Origin of the sequence: Veillonella sp. 3913, assembly GCF_003992235.1 — a bacterium.
Classification (GTDB): Bacteria; Bacillota; Negativicutes; order Veillonellales; family Veillonellaceae; genus F0422.
On record NZ_RQVF01000007.1, the window covers coordinates 1 to 16508 of the forward strand.

13 protein-coding genes and 4 tRNA genes are annotated in these 16508 nt (G+C 39.7%); 1 reads left to right on the forward strand and 16 read right to left on the reverse strand.

The features are described from left to right. Positions 1 to 130: 130 nt before the first annotated feature. The 14 genes from EO113_RS07415 to EO113_RS07480 all read right to left on the reverse strand — a co-directional run bounded on the left by EO113_RS07415 (position 131) and on the right by EO113_RS07480 (position 12931). Positions 131 to 206, reverse strand: a tRNA-Lys gene (locus EO113_RS07415). A gap of 6 nt (positions 207 to 212) precedes the next feature. Further along, positions 213 to 287, reverse strand: a tRNA-Gln gene (locus EO113_RS07420). A gap of 6 nt (positions 288 to 293) precedes the next feature. Then, positions 294 to 369 (reverse strand) — tRNA-His (locus tag EO113_RS07425). 355 nt (positions 370 to 724) lie between these two features. After that, positions 725 to 2047, reverse strand: a complete 1323-nt coding sequence (locus EO113_RS07430) for an FAD-containing oxidoreductase (protein WP_127135962.1) — start codon at positions 2045 to 2047, stop codon at positions 725 to 727. Between the two features lie 333 nt (positions 2048 to 2380). After that, positions 2381 to 3229, reverse strand: coding sequence for a polyamine aminopropyltransferase (gene speE, locus EO113_RS07435; RefSeq protein WP_126941329.1), 849 nt, complete (start codon positions 3227 to 3229; stop codon positions 2381 to 2383). A gap of 3 nt (positions 3230 to 3232) precedes the next feature. After that, positions 3233 to 3877, reverse strand: a complete 645-nt coding sequence (locus EO113_RS07440; protein ID WP_009353495.1) for a hypothetical protein — start codon at positions 3875 to 3877, stop codon at positions 3233 to 3235. Beyond that, complete coding sequence (locus EO113_RS07445; protein ID WP_009353500.1) at positions 3877 to 4308, reverse strand: peptidylprolyl isomerase; 432 nt, start codon at positions 4306 to 4308, stop codon at positions 3877 to 3879. Before EO113_RS07445 ends, EO113_RS07440 begins: the two co-directional genes overlap by 1 nt. Next, positions 4308 to 5009 (reverse strand): ThiF family adenylyltransferase, encoded by a 702-nt coding sequence (locus tag EO113_RS07450; RefSeq protein ID WP_127010799.1) that lies wholly within the window; start codon positions 5007 to 5009, stop codon positions 4308 to 4310. Before EO113_RS07450 ends, EO113_RS07445 begins: the two co-directional genes overlap by 1 nt. A gap of 1 nt (position 5010) precedes the next feature. Next, a complete protein-coding gene (locus EO113_RS07455) occupies positions 5011 to 5385 on the reverse strand; it encodes a VOC family protein (RefSeq protein ID WP_009353501.1) in 375 nt (124 codons plus the stop codon). A gap of 63 nt (positions 5386 to 5448) precedes the next feature. Continuing rightward, positions 5449 to 8613, reverse strand: coding sequence for an AAA family ATPase (locus EO113_RS07460; protein ID WP_127135963.1), 3165 nt, complete (start codon positions 8611 to 8613; stop codon positions 5449 to 5451). Beyond that, positions 8610 to 9854 (reverse strand): exonuclease SbcCD subunit D, encoded by a 1245-nt coding sequence (locus tag EO113_RS07465; protein WP_127135964.1) that lies wholly within the window; start codon positions 9852 to 9854, stop codon positions 8610 to 8612. The genes EO113_RS07460 and EO113_RS07465 overlap by 4 nt, the downstream gene beginning before the upstream one ends. A 2-nt stretch (positions 9855 to 9856) precedes the next feature. Continuing rightward, positions 9857 to 10702 (reverse strand): deoxyribonuclease IV, encoded by an 846-nt coding sequence (locus EO113_RS07470; RefSeq protein ID WP_127010796.1) that lies wholly within the window; start codon positions 10700 to 10702, stop codon positions 9857 to 9859. A 134-nt stretch (positions 10703 to 10836) separates the two neighbouring features. Then, positions 10837 to 11256 carry a Fur family transcriptional regulator gene (locus tag EO113_RS07475; protein WP_009353504.1) on the reverse strand — a complete coding sequence of 140 codons (420 nt, stop codon included), beginning with the start codon at positions 11254 to 11256 and terminating at the stop codon, positions 10837 to 10839. Between the two features lie 133 nt (positions 11257 to 11389). Continuing rightward, positions 11390 to 12931 carry a DEAD/DEAH box helicase gene (locus EO113_RS07480; protein WP_127135965.1) on the reverse strand — a complete coding sequence of 514 codons (1542 nt, stop codon included), beginning with the start codon at positions 12929 to 12931 and terminating at the stop codon, positions 11390 to 11392. Positions 12932 to 13109: 178 nt separating this feature from the next. Here EO113_RS07480 and EO113_RS07485 point away from each other — a divergent pair. After that, positions 13110 to 13184: transfer RNA gene (locus tag EO113_RS07485), tRNA-Arg, on the forward strand. Positions 13185 to 13318: 134 nt separating this feature from the next. On the opposite strand, the gene EO113_RS07490 is transcribed toward EO113_RS07485, so the two are convergent. Together EO113_RS07490 and EO113_RS07495 are read right to left on the reverse strand one after the other, a co-directional pair. Then, complete coding sequence (locus tag EO113_RS07490) at positions 13319 to 13783, reverse strand: low molecular weight protein-tyrosine-phosphatase (RefSeq protein ID WP_127135966.1); 465 nt, start codon at positions 13781 to 13783, stop codon at positions 13319 to 13321. Positions 13784 to 13850: 67 nt separating this feature from the next. Then, complete coding sequence (locus EO113_RS07495) at positions 13851 to 16094, reverse strand: autotransporter outer membrane beta-barrel domain-containing protein (protein ID WP_127135967.1); 2244 nt, start codon at positions 16092 to 16094, stop codon at positions 13851 to 13853. Positions 16095 to 16508 lie beyond the last annotated feature (414 nt).

Here is a 16508-nt window from a genome sequence, read left to right on the forward strand (position 1 = left end):
GAATTTTTTTGGTTGGTTTCAACTATGTGAAACCCGCACTCTGGCTTATGTTTACTTCTTTCGAAGTAATTACCTTTCATTGTTCAGTTTTCAAAGATCATCAATATCCTTATACTATATGAATAGTAAATGGTGACCCACCCGCGACTCGAACGCGGGACACCCTGATTAAAAGTCAGGTGCTCTGCCAACTGAGCTAGTGGGTCATAAAATGGCAGGGGTGGATGGGATCGAACCATCGCATGTCGGAGTCAAAGTCCGATGCCTTACCGCTTGGCTACACCCCTGTGTTGTGGGGTGAGTAATGGGGATCGAACCCATGCATAACGGAGCCACAATCCGCCGTGTTAACCGCTTCACCATACCCACCACAGGATATTTATTCTGTTTAGCACTGTCGTGCCTTAGAACGATATTTAGTATATCAGTTAATTTTTTTTGTGTCAACCACTTTTTAAAAAACTTTTTTAACTGCTATCATATCTCATCTTCGATACAAAGTAATAAAATTATTGCTCTATCGCTGATGTTTTTAAAGTATATCAAAAAACTTTTTACATGTAAACCCCTTTTTTCATTTTTCTTTCATTTTATAACTAAATAGAGAAAGTTAAGGGTTTCCTAACTTTCTCTATTCTCTATATTCTTTTAAGGTATCATTATCTCTGTTAATAGTTTACATCACATATCAGTTGACCTTATTGTGTATATACTATCTGTCTTCTTAAATTAATTTAGCTAAATCATTTAAGTTTTCAGCCATTGTAGGATGTGTAAAGATTTGGTCACGTAAGTATGTATACTTAATATCGTTGTCCATGGCCATTTTAATAATGTTAATTAACTCTTCAGAGTTTTTACCAAATAAGGTAGCTCCTAGAATTAAACCAGTGTCTTTGTTAACTGTTAATTTAAATACACCGCGTGGATCTTGGTTTACTGCATGACGCGGCATATTATTTACTGGTAATGCCACTGTCACAGCACTTGGATATTGTGCTTTCGCTTCTTCTTCATGTAAACCTACATGGGATAAAGCAGGTGTAATGAAAGTAGAATATGGAACGTGTGCACGATTCCCTAACTTATAACTTTCATCCCCATGTAATACACGATTTACAATACGGAAGTCATCTAAAGACACATAGGTAAATTGTTGTCCACCGTTTACATCACCTACAGCAAATACATTAGGAACAGCTGTCATCAATGTATCATCCGTTACGATGGAGCCATTAGGACGAACTTGAATATCCGTATTCTCTAAGCCAAGACCTTCTGTATTCGCTTTACGTCCTGTAGCATGTAATAATGCATCGAAAATGAACTCTTCTCCACTTTCAGTCACTACTACAGTATCACCTACGTTTTTAATTTCTTTGGTGACAGCGTTAAAGTGGAATCGAACGCCATCTTCTTCTAAATATTGTTGCGCCAACGCAGCTACATCTGCATCTTCACGTTTTAAGATTCTATCGCTACTTTCAAAAGCAGTCACCTCAGCACCTAAACGTGCGTATAAATTAGCGAACTCAATGCCAATGTTACCGCAACCAATGATACCTAATCGTTTTGGCAATGTAGGCAACGCTTGCAACTCAGTACTGTTATATACAAATTTAGATGTAGATAAACCTGAAATTGGAAGTACTACATTAGTAGCCCCTGTGTTGATGATGATAATTTCAGCTGTCAATGTTTCCACACCATCTGCTGTTGTTACTTCTACTTCTTTATTGGAAGTAAATTTACCATGACCAGTATACACTGTTACATTCGGATTGGATGTTAACATGTTTAAGTTCTTTGCATTTAACTTTCCTACTACTGTATCACGAGTTGCCTTTGCAGCTTCGTAGCTTTTGCCTTTATCCGCACCAACAATCATCGTTTTTGTAGGGATACATCCGATGTTGATACATGTACCACCATACATAGCTGGATCTTGTTCAATTAAAGCGACTTGTTTTCCTTCTTTGCCAAATGTGGCAGCTAATGTTTTACCTGCTTTACCAAAGCCGATAACGAGTAAGTCATATTGTTTCATTATAGTCTCCCCTTTTGTTAATTCACATGAATAAAAAATATATTATATGTTTCATTGTAAATACAATATTGTTTTTATTGTATACCTATTTACTAGGAATTTCAATACCATGTATCACAAATATTTTTCCAGCTCCATGGTTTCAACAAGTTTTTTAACTAGCTGCACTTAGATACTGTATTTTAATATATCTACTTACTGATAAAAATATCATGCGTTTACCTATTATTTATGAACTTGCCCTGTTCGGTTGTATAACCCATACGCAAAACTAGCACTTTCACAAGGAAAGTGCTAGTTCGTCACTCACTATAGCACTCCTAGGTAAAGAGTTTATTCTGCAATTCGAGCTTGTAAATATTGTTTTACAAATGTTGGCAATACGAATGCAGATTTTTGGATGCCATAGTTATAGTATTTAGTTGTAAAATCTTGGGCACGATTTGGATCCCATTCTAATGGGTCATGTTTCTTAGATCCCATAGTAAAGCAATGCATACCTGTTGGATATAACGGAATGAATGCTGTATATAGGCGAGTCACAGGGAAATGTTTATTTACATAGTAGAATACATCAGATACTAGTTGTTGATGCATTACTGGAGATTCTGTTTGTTGTACAAATAAACCATCTTCCTTCAAGGCACGATATGTATTTTTGTAGAATTCTTCTGTAAATAAACCTTCACCAGGTCCGATTGGGTCAGAGCAATCTACGATAATCACATCATAGAAGTTTTCTTTTTCCGCTACATGACCAATACCATCACCAATGGTTACCGTCAATTTTGGATCTTGGCGAATCATAGCGTCAGCAATAGATGGCAAATATTGTTTTGCCAATTCCACTACTTTACCATCAATTTCTACCATTGTCACTGTTTCTACACAGCTATGACGTACACATTCTCTAGCTACACCGCCATCACCGCCACCAATGATCAATACATGCTTAGGGTTTGGGTGCAAGAATAACGGAATGTGGCTCATCATTTCATGATACACAAATTCTTCTCGTTCTGACGTTTGAAACACACCATCCAACACAAGCATATTACCATATTCTAAACTATGAGCGACTTCTATGGTTTGAAAGTCGGATTTTCCAGAATATAAAATTTCATCCACTTCTGCGCATAATGCAAGATGAGGGGACTGTAATTCTTTAATCCATTGTGTCATTTCTTACTCCTCACATTGTGACTGGATGTATAAAAAAGCTCCACCCAGTAAATTATCTCGTAACCAACGGCGTAGTGAAAAAGTTCGTTCCATACCTTCATCATAGACAACACATCGTGTGTCATCATAATTAACTTGCATAGATACGATAGGAACCCAATGCCATGTAGATAGCCCTTCTTCCTGTCCACGATGACGATTTAAAAAAGCAACAGGACAATTTTGTTCCAGTCCACGTTGTATGAAAGCCGTTACTTCTTCCACCGTATAAGCGCTTCCTTTCAGAGGAAAAATCGGCAATCGTTTCACATTATAAGACAGGTTGTTATCTGCCATATATTGGTTGACACCTTGTTCCCACCAAGTACTTTTATAGAGTCCACCACCATAGCGAGGGCGCACGTATTCCCATACTTGATTCATGCGTTCCAAGGCTTGATCACCGTCTGCAACAGTCTCAACAGGTAAATATCCATCGCGGAAAAGGACATAGGAAATCACTTGTGTCGCCGTTGTAGGACCACAACCAGCTAAGCGTTTCCACGCATCTTCGTACCACTCTTGGTCATACCCATAGGAAAAATTCCCATCCTTTTTCACTTGTAACCATTCAGGATGTTCTAACCGATAGCGTTTAATGCCTGCCATTAGTCTTCTACTACCTCAACAGTTTGCATGCGGTCACCTTGTTGGATTTTATCTACTACATCCATACCTTCGATAACTTGACCGAACACAGTGTGAACGCCGTCTAAATGAGGTTGTGGTTCGTACACGATAAAAAATTGGCTGCCCCCTGTGTTAGGTCCACGATGTGCCATGGATAAAGCACCACGAACATGTTTATGTGGGTTACCTTTAGTTTCGCATGGAATTGTGTAACCAGGGCCACCTACGCCTGTACCCATTGGGCAACCACCTTGAGCCACAAAACCAGGGATAACACGATGGAATTTCAAAGTATCATAAAATCCTTCTTTGATTAATTTTTCAAAGTTAGCTACTGTACCAGGAGCTTCGTTTTCAAATAATTCGATAACAATGTCACCGTATTCCATATGAATAATTGCTTTTTTCATTACTGTACCTCCAAAAAAGTTCTAATGACATGACCCGCTAAATGCAATCCTGCTACAGAAGGAACAAATCCACAGGAACCTGGACTTCTAGAGTCATCATCACGGTTCGGTGTCATCGGTTGTTCTGTAGAGAATAATACGGTTTGCTTTTTAATGCCACGACGACGCAATTCTTTACGCATAACTTTCGCCAATGGGCATGTATGGGTCTTACTAATATCTGTAATCTTCAATTGATCAGGCCACATTTTATTTCCTGTTCCCATAGAAGATATACAAGGTATATTTCTATTATAACACGTTTCGATGATAGATAGTTTAGCACTTACCATATCAATGGCATCAATGACAAAATCCGGATTAATATCGGCAATGAAAGTAGGATGACTTTCACCAGTATATACCATATCATAAGCCTCAATATGTAGATTAGGATTGATTGCTAAGGCTCTCTCTTTTGCGACCTCTACTTTACGTTGACCTACCGTGCTAGGCAAAGCAATAAGCTGACGATTAATATTGCTCACCGTCACTTTGTCACCATCGACAATAATTATATGCCCTACGCCAGAACGAACCAACGCTTCTAGGGCAAAGGAGCCTACACCACCGCATCCAAAAAGAAGGACTTTTTTACCTTGTAGGGTTTTAATTTTTTCTTCCCCTACCAACCATTGTAAGCGCGTTAACATATGTTCCATATTAATAGGCTCCTGCTGGGATAATTTCAGTCCAATATCCATCTGGATCAGCAATAAAATAAATGCCCATTGCTTCATTCTCATAGACAACGCAGTTCATAGCCTTATGTTTTGCTAACGCTCCTGCATAATCATCTACATAAAATGCCACATGGAATTCATTATCCCCTAAATTATAAGGACGCTCCCAATCACGTAGCCATGTCAATTCTAATCGATGCGGATTGGTACCATCCCCTAAATAGACGATTTTAAAAGATCCATCTTCTCCATCGATATGACCGACTTCTTCTAACCCTAATGCGTCTTTATAAAAGGATAAACTTGTATCCAAATCTTTCACGTTAATATTATTATGAGCAAAGCTAAATTTCATACTTCCTCCTTAATTCCTAGTAAATAACAGTATTATTCTAACATAGGTACTACGGGAATACAATCACTGCACTTGAAAGTAGGCCCTGCTTCCCTCATCCGTTTTTGTCACCACCAAGTGTGCACCAATTTGTTGTTGTAATTCTGGCACATGAGATATGATGCCTACCAATCGTCCTTGGGATTGCAATGCTACTAGTGTTTCCATTGCCACATCTAAGGTATCTGGATCCAAAGTTCCAAACCCTTCATCAATAAACATGGTATCCAAATGAATACCTCCCGCATAAGATTGAATGACATCCGCCAATCCCATAGCTAAACCTAAGGACGCTAAAAAGGTTTCTCCTCCAGACAACGTATTGGCAGGGCGGCTTGCCCCTGTATAGGCATCAAAGACAGCAATATCCAACCCCCGTGCGCCACGACCTCCTTCTTCTACCGATCGTTCCAATCGATAGCGACCACGACTCATATCATGAAGTCGTAAGTTCGCCGCACACAACACTTCTTCCAGGATAGCACCTAGTACATAGCGTTCAAAGCTGACCCCTTTCATACCTGAATCACCGCCATTGGCTAAATCGGCTAAGCCGAAGATAAATGCCCGACGGTCCGACAATACTTTAGTGGACTCTTCCAACCCAGTAATTTCTTGTATTGTCTTTTCTTTAGCTAGAACTTGAGATTTCAGGGTACCAATAGTTTCCCCCAATTCTTTTAATTCCTGTTCTATTGTTTCCACAGCACCCTTGGCTATTTCCTCTGGCACTGTAGTATAGTTGGCTAAATCACTTCGCACTTCTTCTAACAGAGAGCTTAGTCGCAATGTTTCGTTGCTATAGACACTAAAGGTTTCTTTCCATGCTGGCAATTTATCAAATGCATGAGATTCCTGTTTAAATGCATCAATGGTAAGAGATTCCGCTGCTAACACTTGCTCGATTTCCTTGTCCAAGAATTCTATATCCTGCGCCATGCGATCCTGTTGTTCTTTAATAGTCCCTATTTCTGTGATGAGCGCCACCTTTTGTTCTTGGCTAGCTTGACGCGCGGCTTCTACCTCTTTACGGTCCGCTTCATACCGTTTCAGAGAATCTGCGAGATCTTTCACCTCAGCCGTATACATTTCCACCGTAAAAGGAGCTATACTCTTTTCAATACGATGCATTTCTGTTGTCATGTGGTGAACATCTTGTTTAATCGTCTCTATCTGACCAGCTAAAGTAGTCAATTCCAGTTGTTTTGTATGAAAGTTAGCTTCTTCTACTTGTATTGCCTTCTGTAATGTTTCTAATCTTTCTTCCAATTCTACTTTAGTGGTTTCAGCAACAACTAACTCATTTTGTATCGTTTTAAACGCTTGGTCTATGGTTTCTATATCTGCAGATGCCTTCCACCATTGGAGGCGTTCAGCTACCCTATCTATGTCCTTGACTTGTATAGCCGATTCCAACATATTCCCCAAGTGAATAATAGCTTTTCTTTGCACACCTTCTGTTACATTTGGATAGCTTTCACATAAACGATTCCATTCTTTACTATATCGTTCTACTTCTTCTTCACTGTGGCTTAGCTTGGTTTCTATCGTTGCCACCTGTGTTTGACTAGCTTGGAACTCTCTGCGGAATCTATCTACCGTTTCTCTAACAATGTTTTCCGACGGGGCTTGTGCTAGTTGTGGATGTTCTAAGGAACCACAAACAGGACACGGCGAATCATCTTCCACTTGCAAACTCACTTCATAGGCTTGGTGTTGTCGTAATAATTGCTCATTATGATGATATAGACCTTCACGCGTCTTGCAGACCTGTCGTTCTTCCTCCAACTGTTGACTATGAAGATTTCTAGCATCCCAAGCAGTTTGGAGTTTGTTAACAACCCCCTTTAAGGAATCCCACCAACTCCGCAGTTCACTGGTACATAATTTTTCCTCACCTAAGGAAGCATAATTTTGTAACTCTGTCTTTATACCTTCTAATGTTTTACGATGCAACTCCAGCTCTGCCTGACTTGTAGTTACCTCCTGTTGTAGAGCCTGTTGTTGCTCCACTTGCTGTGCTTTCGAAGCCTCTATATCAGTCCTTTTTGTCACAAGTTCGCCATACCACTCCACCTCTTGTTGCAAGGCCTGTAATTGGTGGTATTGCTCTTGTTGCTTTGCATACGTTTCCTCTTGAGCTATTAGCTGTTTCCACTTAGACTCTAAGGTTTGTAAACTTCCTTCCACGGACTGCAACGATGTTTTCAAGGCTTCTAATTTTTCTTTATCCGTTCTGAAAATATCTTGCAATTTCTCATAGTCTTTCATAGACCTCCGAACTTCTTGCAACCGTTCCCAACGGCTAATAGCCTCCCCTAATGCAAGATGCGCCGACTCTCCTTCTTGATGAGTAGCCAAGGCTTGACTGTATTGATCTTTGCGCGATACTAGGTTGGCATAGGTTTCGTACTTAGCATAGGCTGTTTGCAAAACATCGCACTGCTCCTGTTTCTCCTTACGTTCTTTTTCACGAATCCCTAATACAGCACGTTCTTCTTCCGTCAATGCCACTAAGTCCTGTAACGTATCTACTGTGTAGGTACTCAATAAAAACTCAACCTTTTGCAATGTATCTTGAATCCCTACGGTAGATTTAGTCAATTCTTCCTTCAATACATCTTGCATGCGTTTATACACAGAGGTTTTAAAAATCGTATGTAGCAATACTTCCCGTTCTGATGTGGGGGCTACTAACAATTTTCTAAAATCACCTTGCGGTAATAGGACAACTTGCAAAAATTGATCTACACGAAATCCAATGATCTGTTGTACATAGTCACGAATTTCTTGGGCTTTTGTAGCGAGTAATTTCCATTCTTCATCAATCCATTCACTGATAGAAGCAGTTGCTAATACCGTTCTTGTACCAGTGCCTCGTTTTTTCTGTAATTCTTGTTTTGGAGTTCGCTCCATCCTATATCGATGATCACCTACTTGAAACTCAAACACCACTGATGTAGGTGTAGTAGCATCTGCATAATCGCTACGCATATCAGATCCATCACGAAGGCCACCACTGGTTTGACCATATAGGGCATATACAATGGCATCTAATATACTTGTTTTTCCTGCCCCTGTAGGACCTGTAATCAAAAACATGGATTGATTTGCCAATACGGCAAAATCAAGGATTACTTTCTTAGGATACGGGCCAAAGGCAGTCATTTCTAATCGTAAGGGTCTCATGCTTCTTCCTCCCTTAATACACGATGCCACAAACCTTCCATATACTCTAATTCTTCTTGTGAAAGTTCTTCATTACGAGCTTCCTTAGCAAATTGGGCAAATAAATCTTTCTCATTTAATTCCTTGAATCGTTTAGCACCTGTTGTATCTCGCACCACTTCCATACGACCTACTAATTCTAATCTCATACAATATGGAAATACCTTTCGCAAGCGGCACATTCCGTCCACTACAGGTGCCGTATCTAACAATCGTACTTCCACATAATCATTATGATGCCGTGTATGAAGACTTTCATCTGCTAGCAAATCGTCAAAATATCCCGTCAGGCTCACAAATTGGCGGCGTCCTACAATAGGAATCTCACTGATTGTTGTAGCTCCTTTGCCGTCTATATCAACAATAGTGAAACTTTTACTATACCCTACCTCGTCAAAGGAATAGGTCAACAAAGATCCACTGTAGCGAATATGGTCCACCCCAATCCGTTGTGGTCTATGCAAGTGACCTAAGGCAGTATATGTAAAATCTTTGAATACCGTTGTTGGAACTTGCCCAGAACCTCCTACTAACAGAGGCCGTTCCGACTCACTTTCAGCACCACCTGCCACAAAAGCATGAGCCATACAAAGACTGCGGTGTCCTTTAGAGCAACGCTTCGCATAATATGACCAATGTTCATAGGCATCTGCGATAGTCCAATTATATTTATTTGTATCAACACCTAACGCACATTCCGCAGTACCGACAACAGAAATCTCATCATTACCTTTATACGAAGAGTTGTCTGAATTTACAACACCTTGCCGATTCAGAGCACTTTGCATATCACGCACCTCTCCGTAGGGCAATGCCCATACATCGAGTTGACCATACGCATCTTGGAAAGAGATGGGATTTATCCCTTGGTGAGCATGGCCTAACAAATGGATACCATGAGTTTCCCAAGCACTGTGACCCATCGCTAAGCGTGGTCCACTATCGTGATTACCTGAAATGGCCACCATAGGAATATTCTCGCTAAAAGCCAATCGATGGAGCACGGAATCCCATAATTCAATGGCCTCAATAGGTGGCACTGAGCGATCAAAGACGTCCCCACTGAGGACCACCAGATCAATCTGTTCTTCTTTCAGTAAAGGGAAAAATTGATGATCCAATATATGGGCTTGGTCCGTTGTTAAATGTTCGTTATAAAATAGTCGTCCTAAATGCCAGTCTGCTGTATGTAGTATGCGCATACTTACACCTCGTTTGCGTAAATCTCCCGTAAGATAGAAATTTCTTTCGCATATCCATCTAGTTCATTTGGCGTTTCTAGATAAAATGGTAAATGACGTAATTTTGGATGGGTAATGAAATTAGCAATGGCTTCGATACCAATATGGCCTTCCCCAATTTTCTCATGTCGATCTTTATGGGCTCCCCTCGGATTTTTGGAATCGTTCAAATGCACCGCATGGATTCTGTCTAAGCCTACAAAATGGTCAAACTCCTCCAAAACGCCATCTAAATTTTCAATGATGTCGTAACCGCCTTCGTGGATATGGCACGTATCTACACAAACTCCGATATATTCTTTATATTTCACGCCGTCAATGATGCGCGCTAGTTCTTCAAAATTACGACCTACTTCGGTCCCTTTCCCTGCCATAGCTTCTAATAAAACTGTCGTCTTCATACCTGGAAAAATCACTTCATTCAACATATCTACGATGTATTCAATGCCTTGGTCTACGCCTTGTTTCACATGGCTACCAGGGTGAAAGTTATATAAATGCCCTGGTAAATATTCCAGTCGCTCCAAATCTTCTCTCATAGAGTTTTTCGCAAACTCACGCAAGCCTGGATCCGCTGCACATGCATTCAATGTATACGGTGCATGGCCTAGCAATTTGCCAAATTGATGTTCTTTCAGGAACGCATCTAAGGCTTTCATATCTGCTTCATCAAAGGCACGTGCCTTTCCACCACGTGGATTTCTCGTAAAATATTGAAATGTATTGGCACCAATGGATAATGCTTCCTTTCCCATATGTAAATAGCCTTTGCTGATGGATAAATGACATCCGATTGTTAATTGACTCATGTATAACTCCTTCTCTTGATGATTCACTATCTTACTTGTAAGTATATCATGTTATGACTATCTCTTTACAGGCATAAAAATAGAGGACAATTGTTTATATAAGCAATTATCCTCTATTTCTTTTACATGACTAATTAATGTGAGCTTTTACGCAAACATTCTGGACAAATGCCTTCAAAAGACACATGAAGTCCTGTAATTTCATATTCACTGTGGCGCGCCACTTCTTCTCTTAGACAGTTTACTTGTACATCATGTAAATCATTAATACGATTACACATAGTACAGCGTACATGCGGATGATTTCTTGTATCCCAGTCATAACGGCTACAATCATCGCCCAAGTCTAAGACGCGAACTAAACCAATGCGTTCAAAAATCTCCATCGTTTTATATACAGTCGCCAAGCTCATACTTGGATGGTCTTCCCGCAAACTTTGGTAGATCATTTCCGCAGTGGGATGGTTGTTTTCTGCGTAAAGAACATTATAAATGGCAATACGCTGTGGTGTCACTTTATAACCTTCTTCTCGCAATTTTTGTGCAATATCCATAAAGCACATCCTTTCCACTTGGAAGCTTAACTGTGAGATTAAAATACTATTACTCTATTTATATTATATCAGAAAGTTCATTCCCAAACAATAATCAGAATTGTTTAATTTTAAATATCGTTACTTAACGAAATTATTCTTTAAAATACGACTTGAAACCGCTACCTTGGTGTTTTTGTTGTTTTTGTCCATCACGAGAACGGCGTTCTCCACTATTGGAACGTTGACTACGATCGCGAGAGGAACGTCTTCTATCTCCGTCACGACGATCATCACGACGGCGACCATCTCTACGACGATCATCACGGCGACGGCCATCTCGACGTCCACTGTCACGGCGACGACGTATGCGAAGTGGCGCTTCTTCTGTAATGCTAACAGGAGTTGTATCTGGCTCTTTTGTCAACAGTTTTAACGCAGCCGCCAATAAAGTAACGGAATCGATATCGTTCAACAATTCTTCTGCACTAGAACGATAGCTTGCTAATTCTTCACGATTATCTGCTAAAGCAATCAATTTCTCTACGGCAATTTTTTGTTGTCCTTCTAATACTTCTCCCAAAGATGGAGCTTTACGACGAGCAATCTTGCGTTTTGTCAAACGTTCAATGGCATGTAAATGCTCAATTTCACGTGGAATAACGAATGTCATTGCCACGCCCGCTTTACCAGCACGACCTGTACGACCGACACGGTGTACATAGCTTTCAGGATCTTGTGGCAAATCGTAGTTATACACATGCGTAACGCCACTAATATCTAAACCACGAGCCGCTACGTCTGTAGCTACTAAGATATCGATAGTACCTTCACGGAATTGACGAATCACAGAGTCACGTTTTTGTTGAGACAAGTCACCATGAATACCTTCTGCCATGTAACCACGTTTTTTCAATGCTTCTGTTACTTCGTCTACACGACGTTTTGTACGACCGAACACGATAGCCAATTCTGGCGCTTGGATATCTAGTAAACGGCACAATACATCAAATTTTTGACGATCTTGTACTTCGATATAATATTGTTCGATTAAATCCATTGTTACTTGTGTTGGTTTCATACGGATTAATGTTGGCTCTGTTAAGTATGTTTCTGCCAACTCTTGGATTGCTTTTGGCATTGTAGCAGAGAACAATAATGTTTGACGCTCTTCTGGAACAGCTGTCAAAATTTTATTGATATCATCTACGAAGCCCATGTTTAACATTTCATCCGCTTCATCCAAAATGACAACTTTTACATGGTCAAAAGAAATAGATTTTCGCTCCATGTGATCCATTAAACGACCAGGTGTCGCTACAATCACTTGTGGATGTTTTTTCAACATACGGAATTGACGTCCAATATCTTGTCCACCATAGATTGGTAAGGCTTGAATGTTAGTATGTTGAGCCATTTTATTTAACTCTTCCGCCACTTGAATTGCTAATTCACGTGTGGGTGAAAGAATCAATACTTGTGGATCTTGGATCGTTGGATCCACTTGCTCTAACGCTGGGATACCGAAGGCAGCTGTTTTACCAGTACCAGTTTGTGCTTGACCAATCATGTCTTGACCGGACTTCGCCGCTGGAATGGCTTCACGTTGAATCGGTGTTGGCTCTTCAAATCCCATGTCGTTTAAAGCTCGTAAAATGGGTTCGCTAATTTGTAAATCTTCAAATTTAATTTGCATATATGAAAGGGTCCTCCTTTAAAATCTTGTTATGTATTATGCGAATTAGTATATTATATCACACTGGGCATCGGTTTGTATATCAAAGTATGATAGAGCACTATATGTTTCAATCCATCACCATGAGGTTCCCTATTGTACTGACCATTATTTCATGGTATACTTTAACGGTATACACGCGCCTATAGCTCAGGGGATAGAGCGCCGGTCTCCGGAACCGGGTGCGCAGGTTCGATTCCTGCTAGGCGCACCATTGATATGACTGGATTCTCAACGTTGTTGAGAGTCCATTTTTTGCATTTGAGCCCAATTTAAGTTTCCATAAAAAGTACCGCCCCCATGTTATATCTACTTCAGATAACACTGGGGGCTTATTACATTATACTTTTACTTAAATAATTGTTCTTTGATCAACTCTAATAGGGCATCACAGCTACGACTTATATCGTCATAGGTTTCGTCAAAATTTCCCGTATACCAAGGGTCTTTTACATCTCGACTTTCCCCAACAAACATCATAGCCTTATACACCTTATGGTCAACGTCATCATCAATAATGAGGCGCAAGTTTCTTGCATTATTTTCATCCATGATGATGAGGTAATCAAAGTTACGGTAATCATACATCGTTACTTGGCGGGCCTTGCGACGAGTATAAGGAATATCCATTTCATCTAATTTTTGTTTAGTTCCATAATGGGTATCATTTCCTATCTCCTCACGAGATGTAGCTGCGGACTCAATATAAATAGAATCAGTTAAACCCGCCTTGTTAACGATATGCTTCATATAAAACTCTGCCATCGTAGAGCGACAAATGTTACCATGACAGATGAATAAGACTTTTACCATACTATCCTCCTTAAATACTAATAGCCCTTACAGCATACGCTATAAGGACTATTAGTACAAGATGTAATTAGAAGTTATGTCGTACTCCCGCATCAATACGCCATGTATTGTCTATAGTAGCACCAAAGTTTTTAGTAAATGTACCATATACATATGTGCTTGGACGAACGCTCCAGGAGCCTCCAATTTCAGCATCAAGCCATGTATCTTTCAAATCAAGTTCTGTATGTACTGTTGGATTACCTGGCGCGGAATATGTCGTATTGACCTTACTAGAGAATTCATGAGCCAATGCGAGTTTTGCAAAGATGTTGGATGTTTCTGTTTCTCTACCAATGCCAAGGCCCAATCGACCTACAGCAGAGTTAACAGCGTCAGCTTTCACATGCATAGAGCCACCATTAACAATATTAGCATCATAGGATACGCCATTCAAACGACCTACAATGAATTCTACACTAGGATCCATGTAGAAACCATTTTGTTTCTTAATGCGTTTACCATATTCAGCACTTAAAGAGGTGCCAAATGTATGATAATCCCCATTCAATTGATATCCCCCTAGTGAGTGAAGTTTGTAAGTATTGGACAGGCGGCTTCCACGAGCGATAATATCTAAGTAACGTCCATCATCATGTTGTTTTGTACCATATAACCCAATACCAGCGATTTTGCTGTCTCCGTTGCCAACGGCATAGGAGTTGCTAGACGTACTATAATCTAGAGCACCACCAAAAGTCCAACCATTGGATACCTTATGATCATAACCAACTTGTACACCATTATATGTCATATGAGTATCGGCACCATTTGTCATGTTAGATTTGCCGCCGATATATTTAGCCCATACCCCTTGGTTCGTATTAGTCAAACTAAGGTCCCCTAAACGACGTTGTAAATCGTTCGTAGTATTATGCCAAGCTATCGCTGTAGATGTGAGAGCAGATTTCGCACCACTTACCAAGGAAGATTCACTAGCATGTGTTACCGTCGCGGTATCAGCAACAACAAGATTACCTTGTGCATCGAATGCATTTGTACCAAGTTCAGCCATAGCAGCCGGTCTTGTAATACCTTCATTAACTTGAACAGCGGCAGCTAGTTTCTTATCATTTCCCGTATATTGTAATTTATTGGCTAACGCTCTCATTTCTGCACGATAACTTGCATCATCAGTCAAATTTTTAGCACTGTCACCTTGTACAATGATGTGGCTATTATCAGCAGCATGTTGGATAATAATTTGGCCATTGCCAGCTTCGCTCGCTGGCACACCTGTTTTATAATCAGCATTTACAAAACCACTATAGTTTTGAATTGTAATAGGACGAGCATCAATAGGATGAATCATACCTGCTGCAGTTGGATTTGCACCACCTACAAGATTACGAACTTTACTGCCTTTATATAAGTATGCTGCATCATCTCCTGATGGACGTGGTTTTCTTGGTGTAGGTCGTTCCTTACCAATCCATTCATTATTCCAAGTAGCACCATTTTGTAAATATATATCGGCACCAGAATTATGTGGATTTTTATTACTTTCAGCATATTCATTTAACACAGCACCCTTAAGACTCGAGTTAGAGGTTGTAAAAGCTAGTCCGATATTTGCTGGCGCTTCATTAAGATTTGGATTCTCACCATAATCTTTATTAATTAACCCTACATTACCAACAGCTACTAAATCCTTCGTACCTGGGTGTTTACCATCGACACCTGCATTCACATATACATCGCCCTCTTCTGCCACAACAGAATAGGTGTCTGACGTTTTAAGAGGATACGTTATAATACGACCACCGCCATCAACGATAATATGGCCCCGGTGATTCGCTTGCAATCCTACTCCCACAGCGTCAATATCTACATTGCCTTTCACATGAATATTGCTATCACCATAGTCTCTGTCAGGATTAGGGTTATGATGTGGCACCTTACCACCGAGACCAGCATAGACAGCACTCATATAATAATGCCCCAAATCTTTTTTATCTGCTGGTGCATCATTTTTTAATCGTACAATGAGATCTTTATCTATGGTCAGTTGCGATCCAAATACAGTATAAATCCCTGTTACATTTTTAGATTTACCTGTGTCCATCAAGCTTTTACCATGTACATTTACGGTTAACGTGTCTTCTATATGCTTAACCCCAGGTTCCGTTTGCTTTTGATCGCCCAACGATAAACCAATTAAGTTTTCTGCTTTATCACTATACTTAGTAATATCTGTAGCCATTACGGAATAAGACATTCCTGTTACTACTAATGCAGCCATTACGGCTGATACATGACGTGTAATCTTCATAAGAACCTCCACAATCAATAATAGATATCAATAAACTACCGTCATTATACATTGTTATTTGTACTTCGTACATACTTATATACCTATAAATACTCTATTATGCATACTTTATATAGTAAAGCATTACTATGACAATTAGTTATAGTTGATAAAATTATCATAAATCTTTCATGCTGAAATAATAAGAATATTTAATTCTTATTGCTGTTGAGAATCTTTTTTTCATTTGAGCCCAATTTTGAGTCAATTTAAATTTTTTCTTGCCAAACTTAAATGAATGGAGTATACTAAACGCAATTATTGAAAGAAAGGAGTCACTACAATGATGAAGCAAGCCAATTTAGCTACAACAAATGCAAATACATTTTTTTGGTTCTTTATCCAAACTACGGGTAAAGAACTATTTGAGCTACG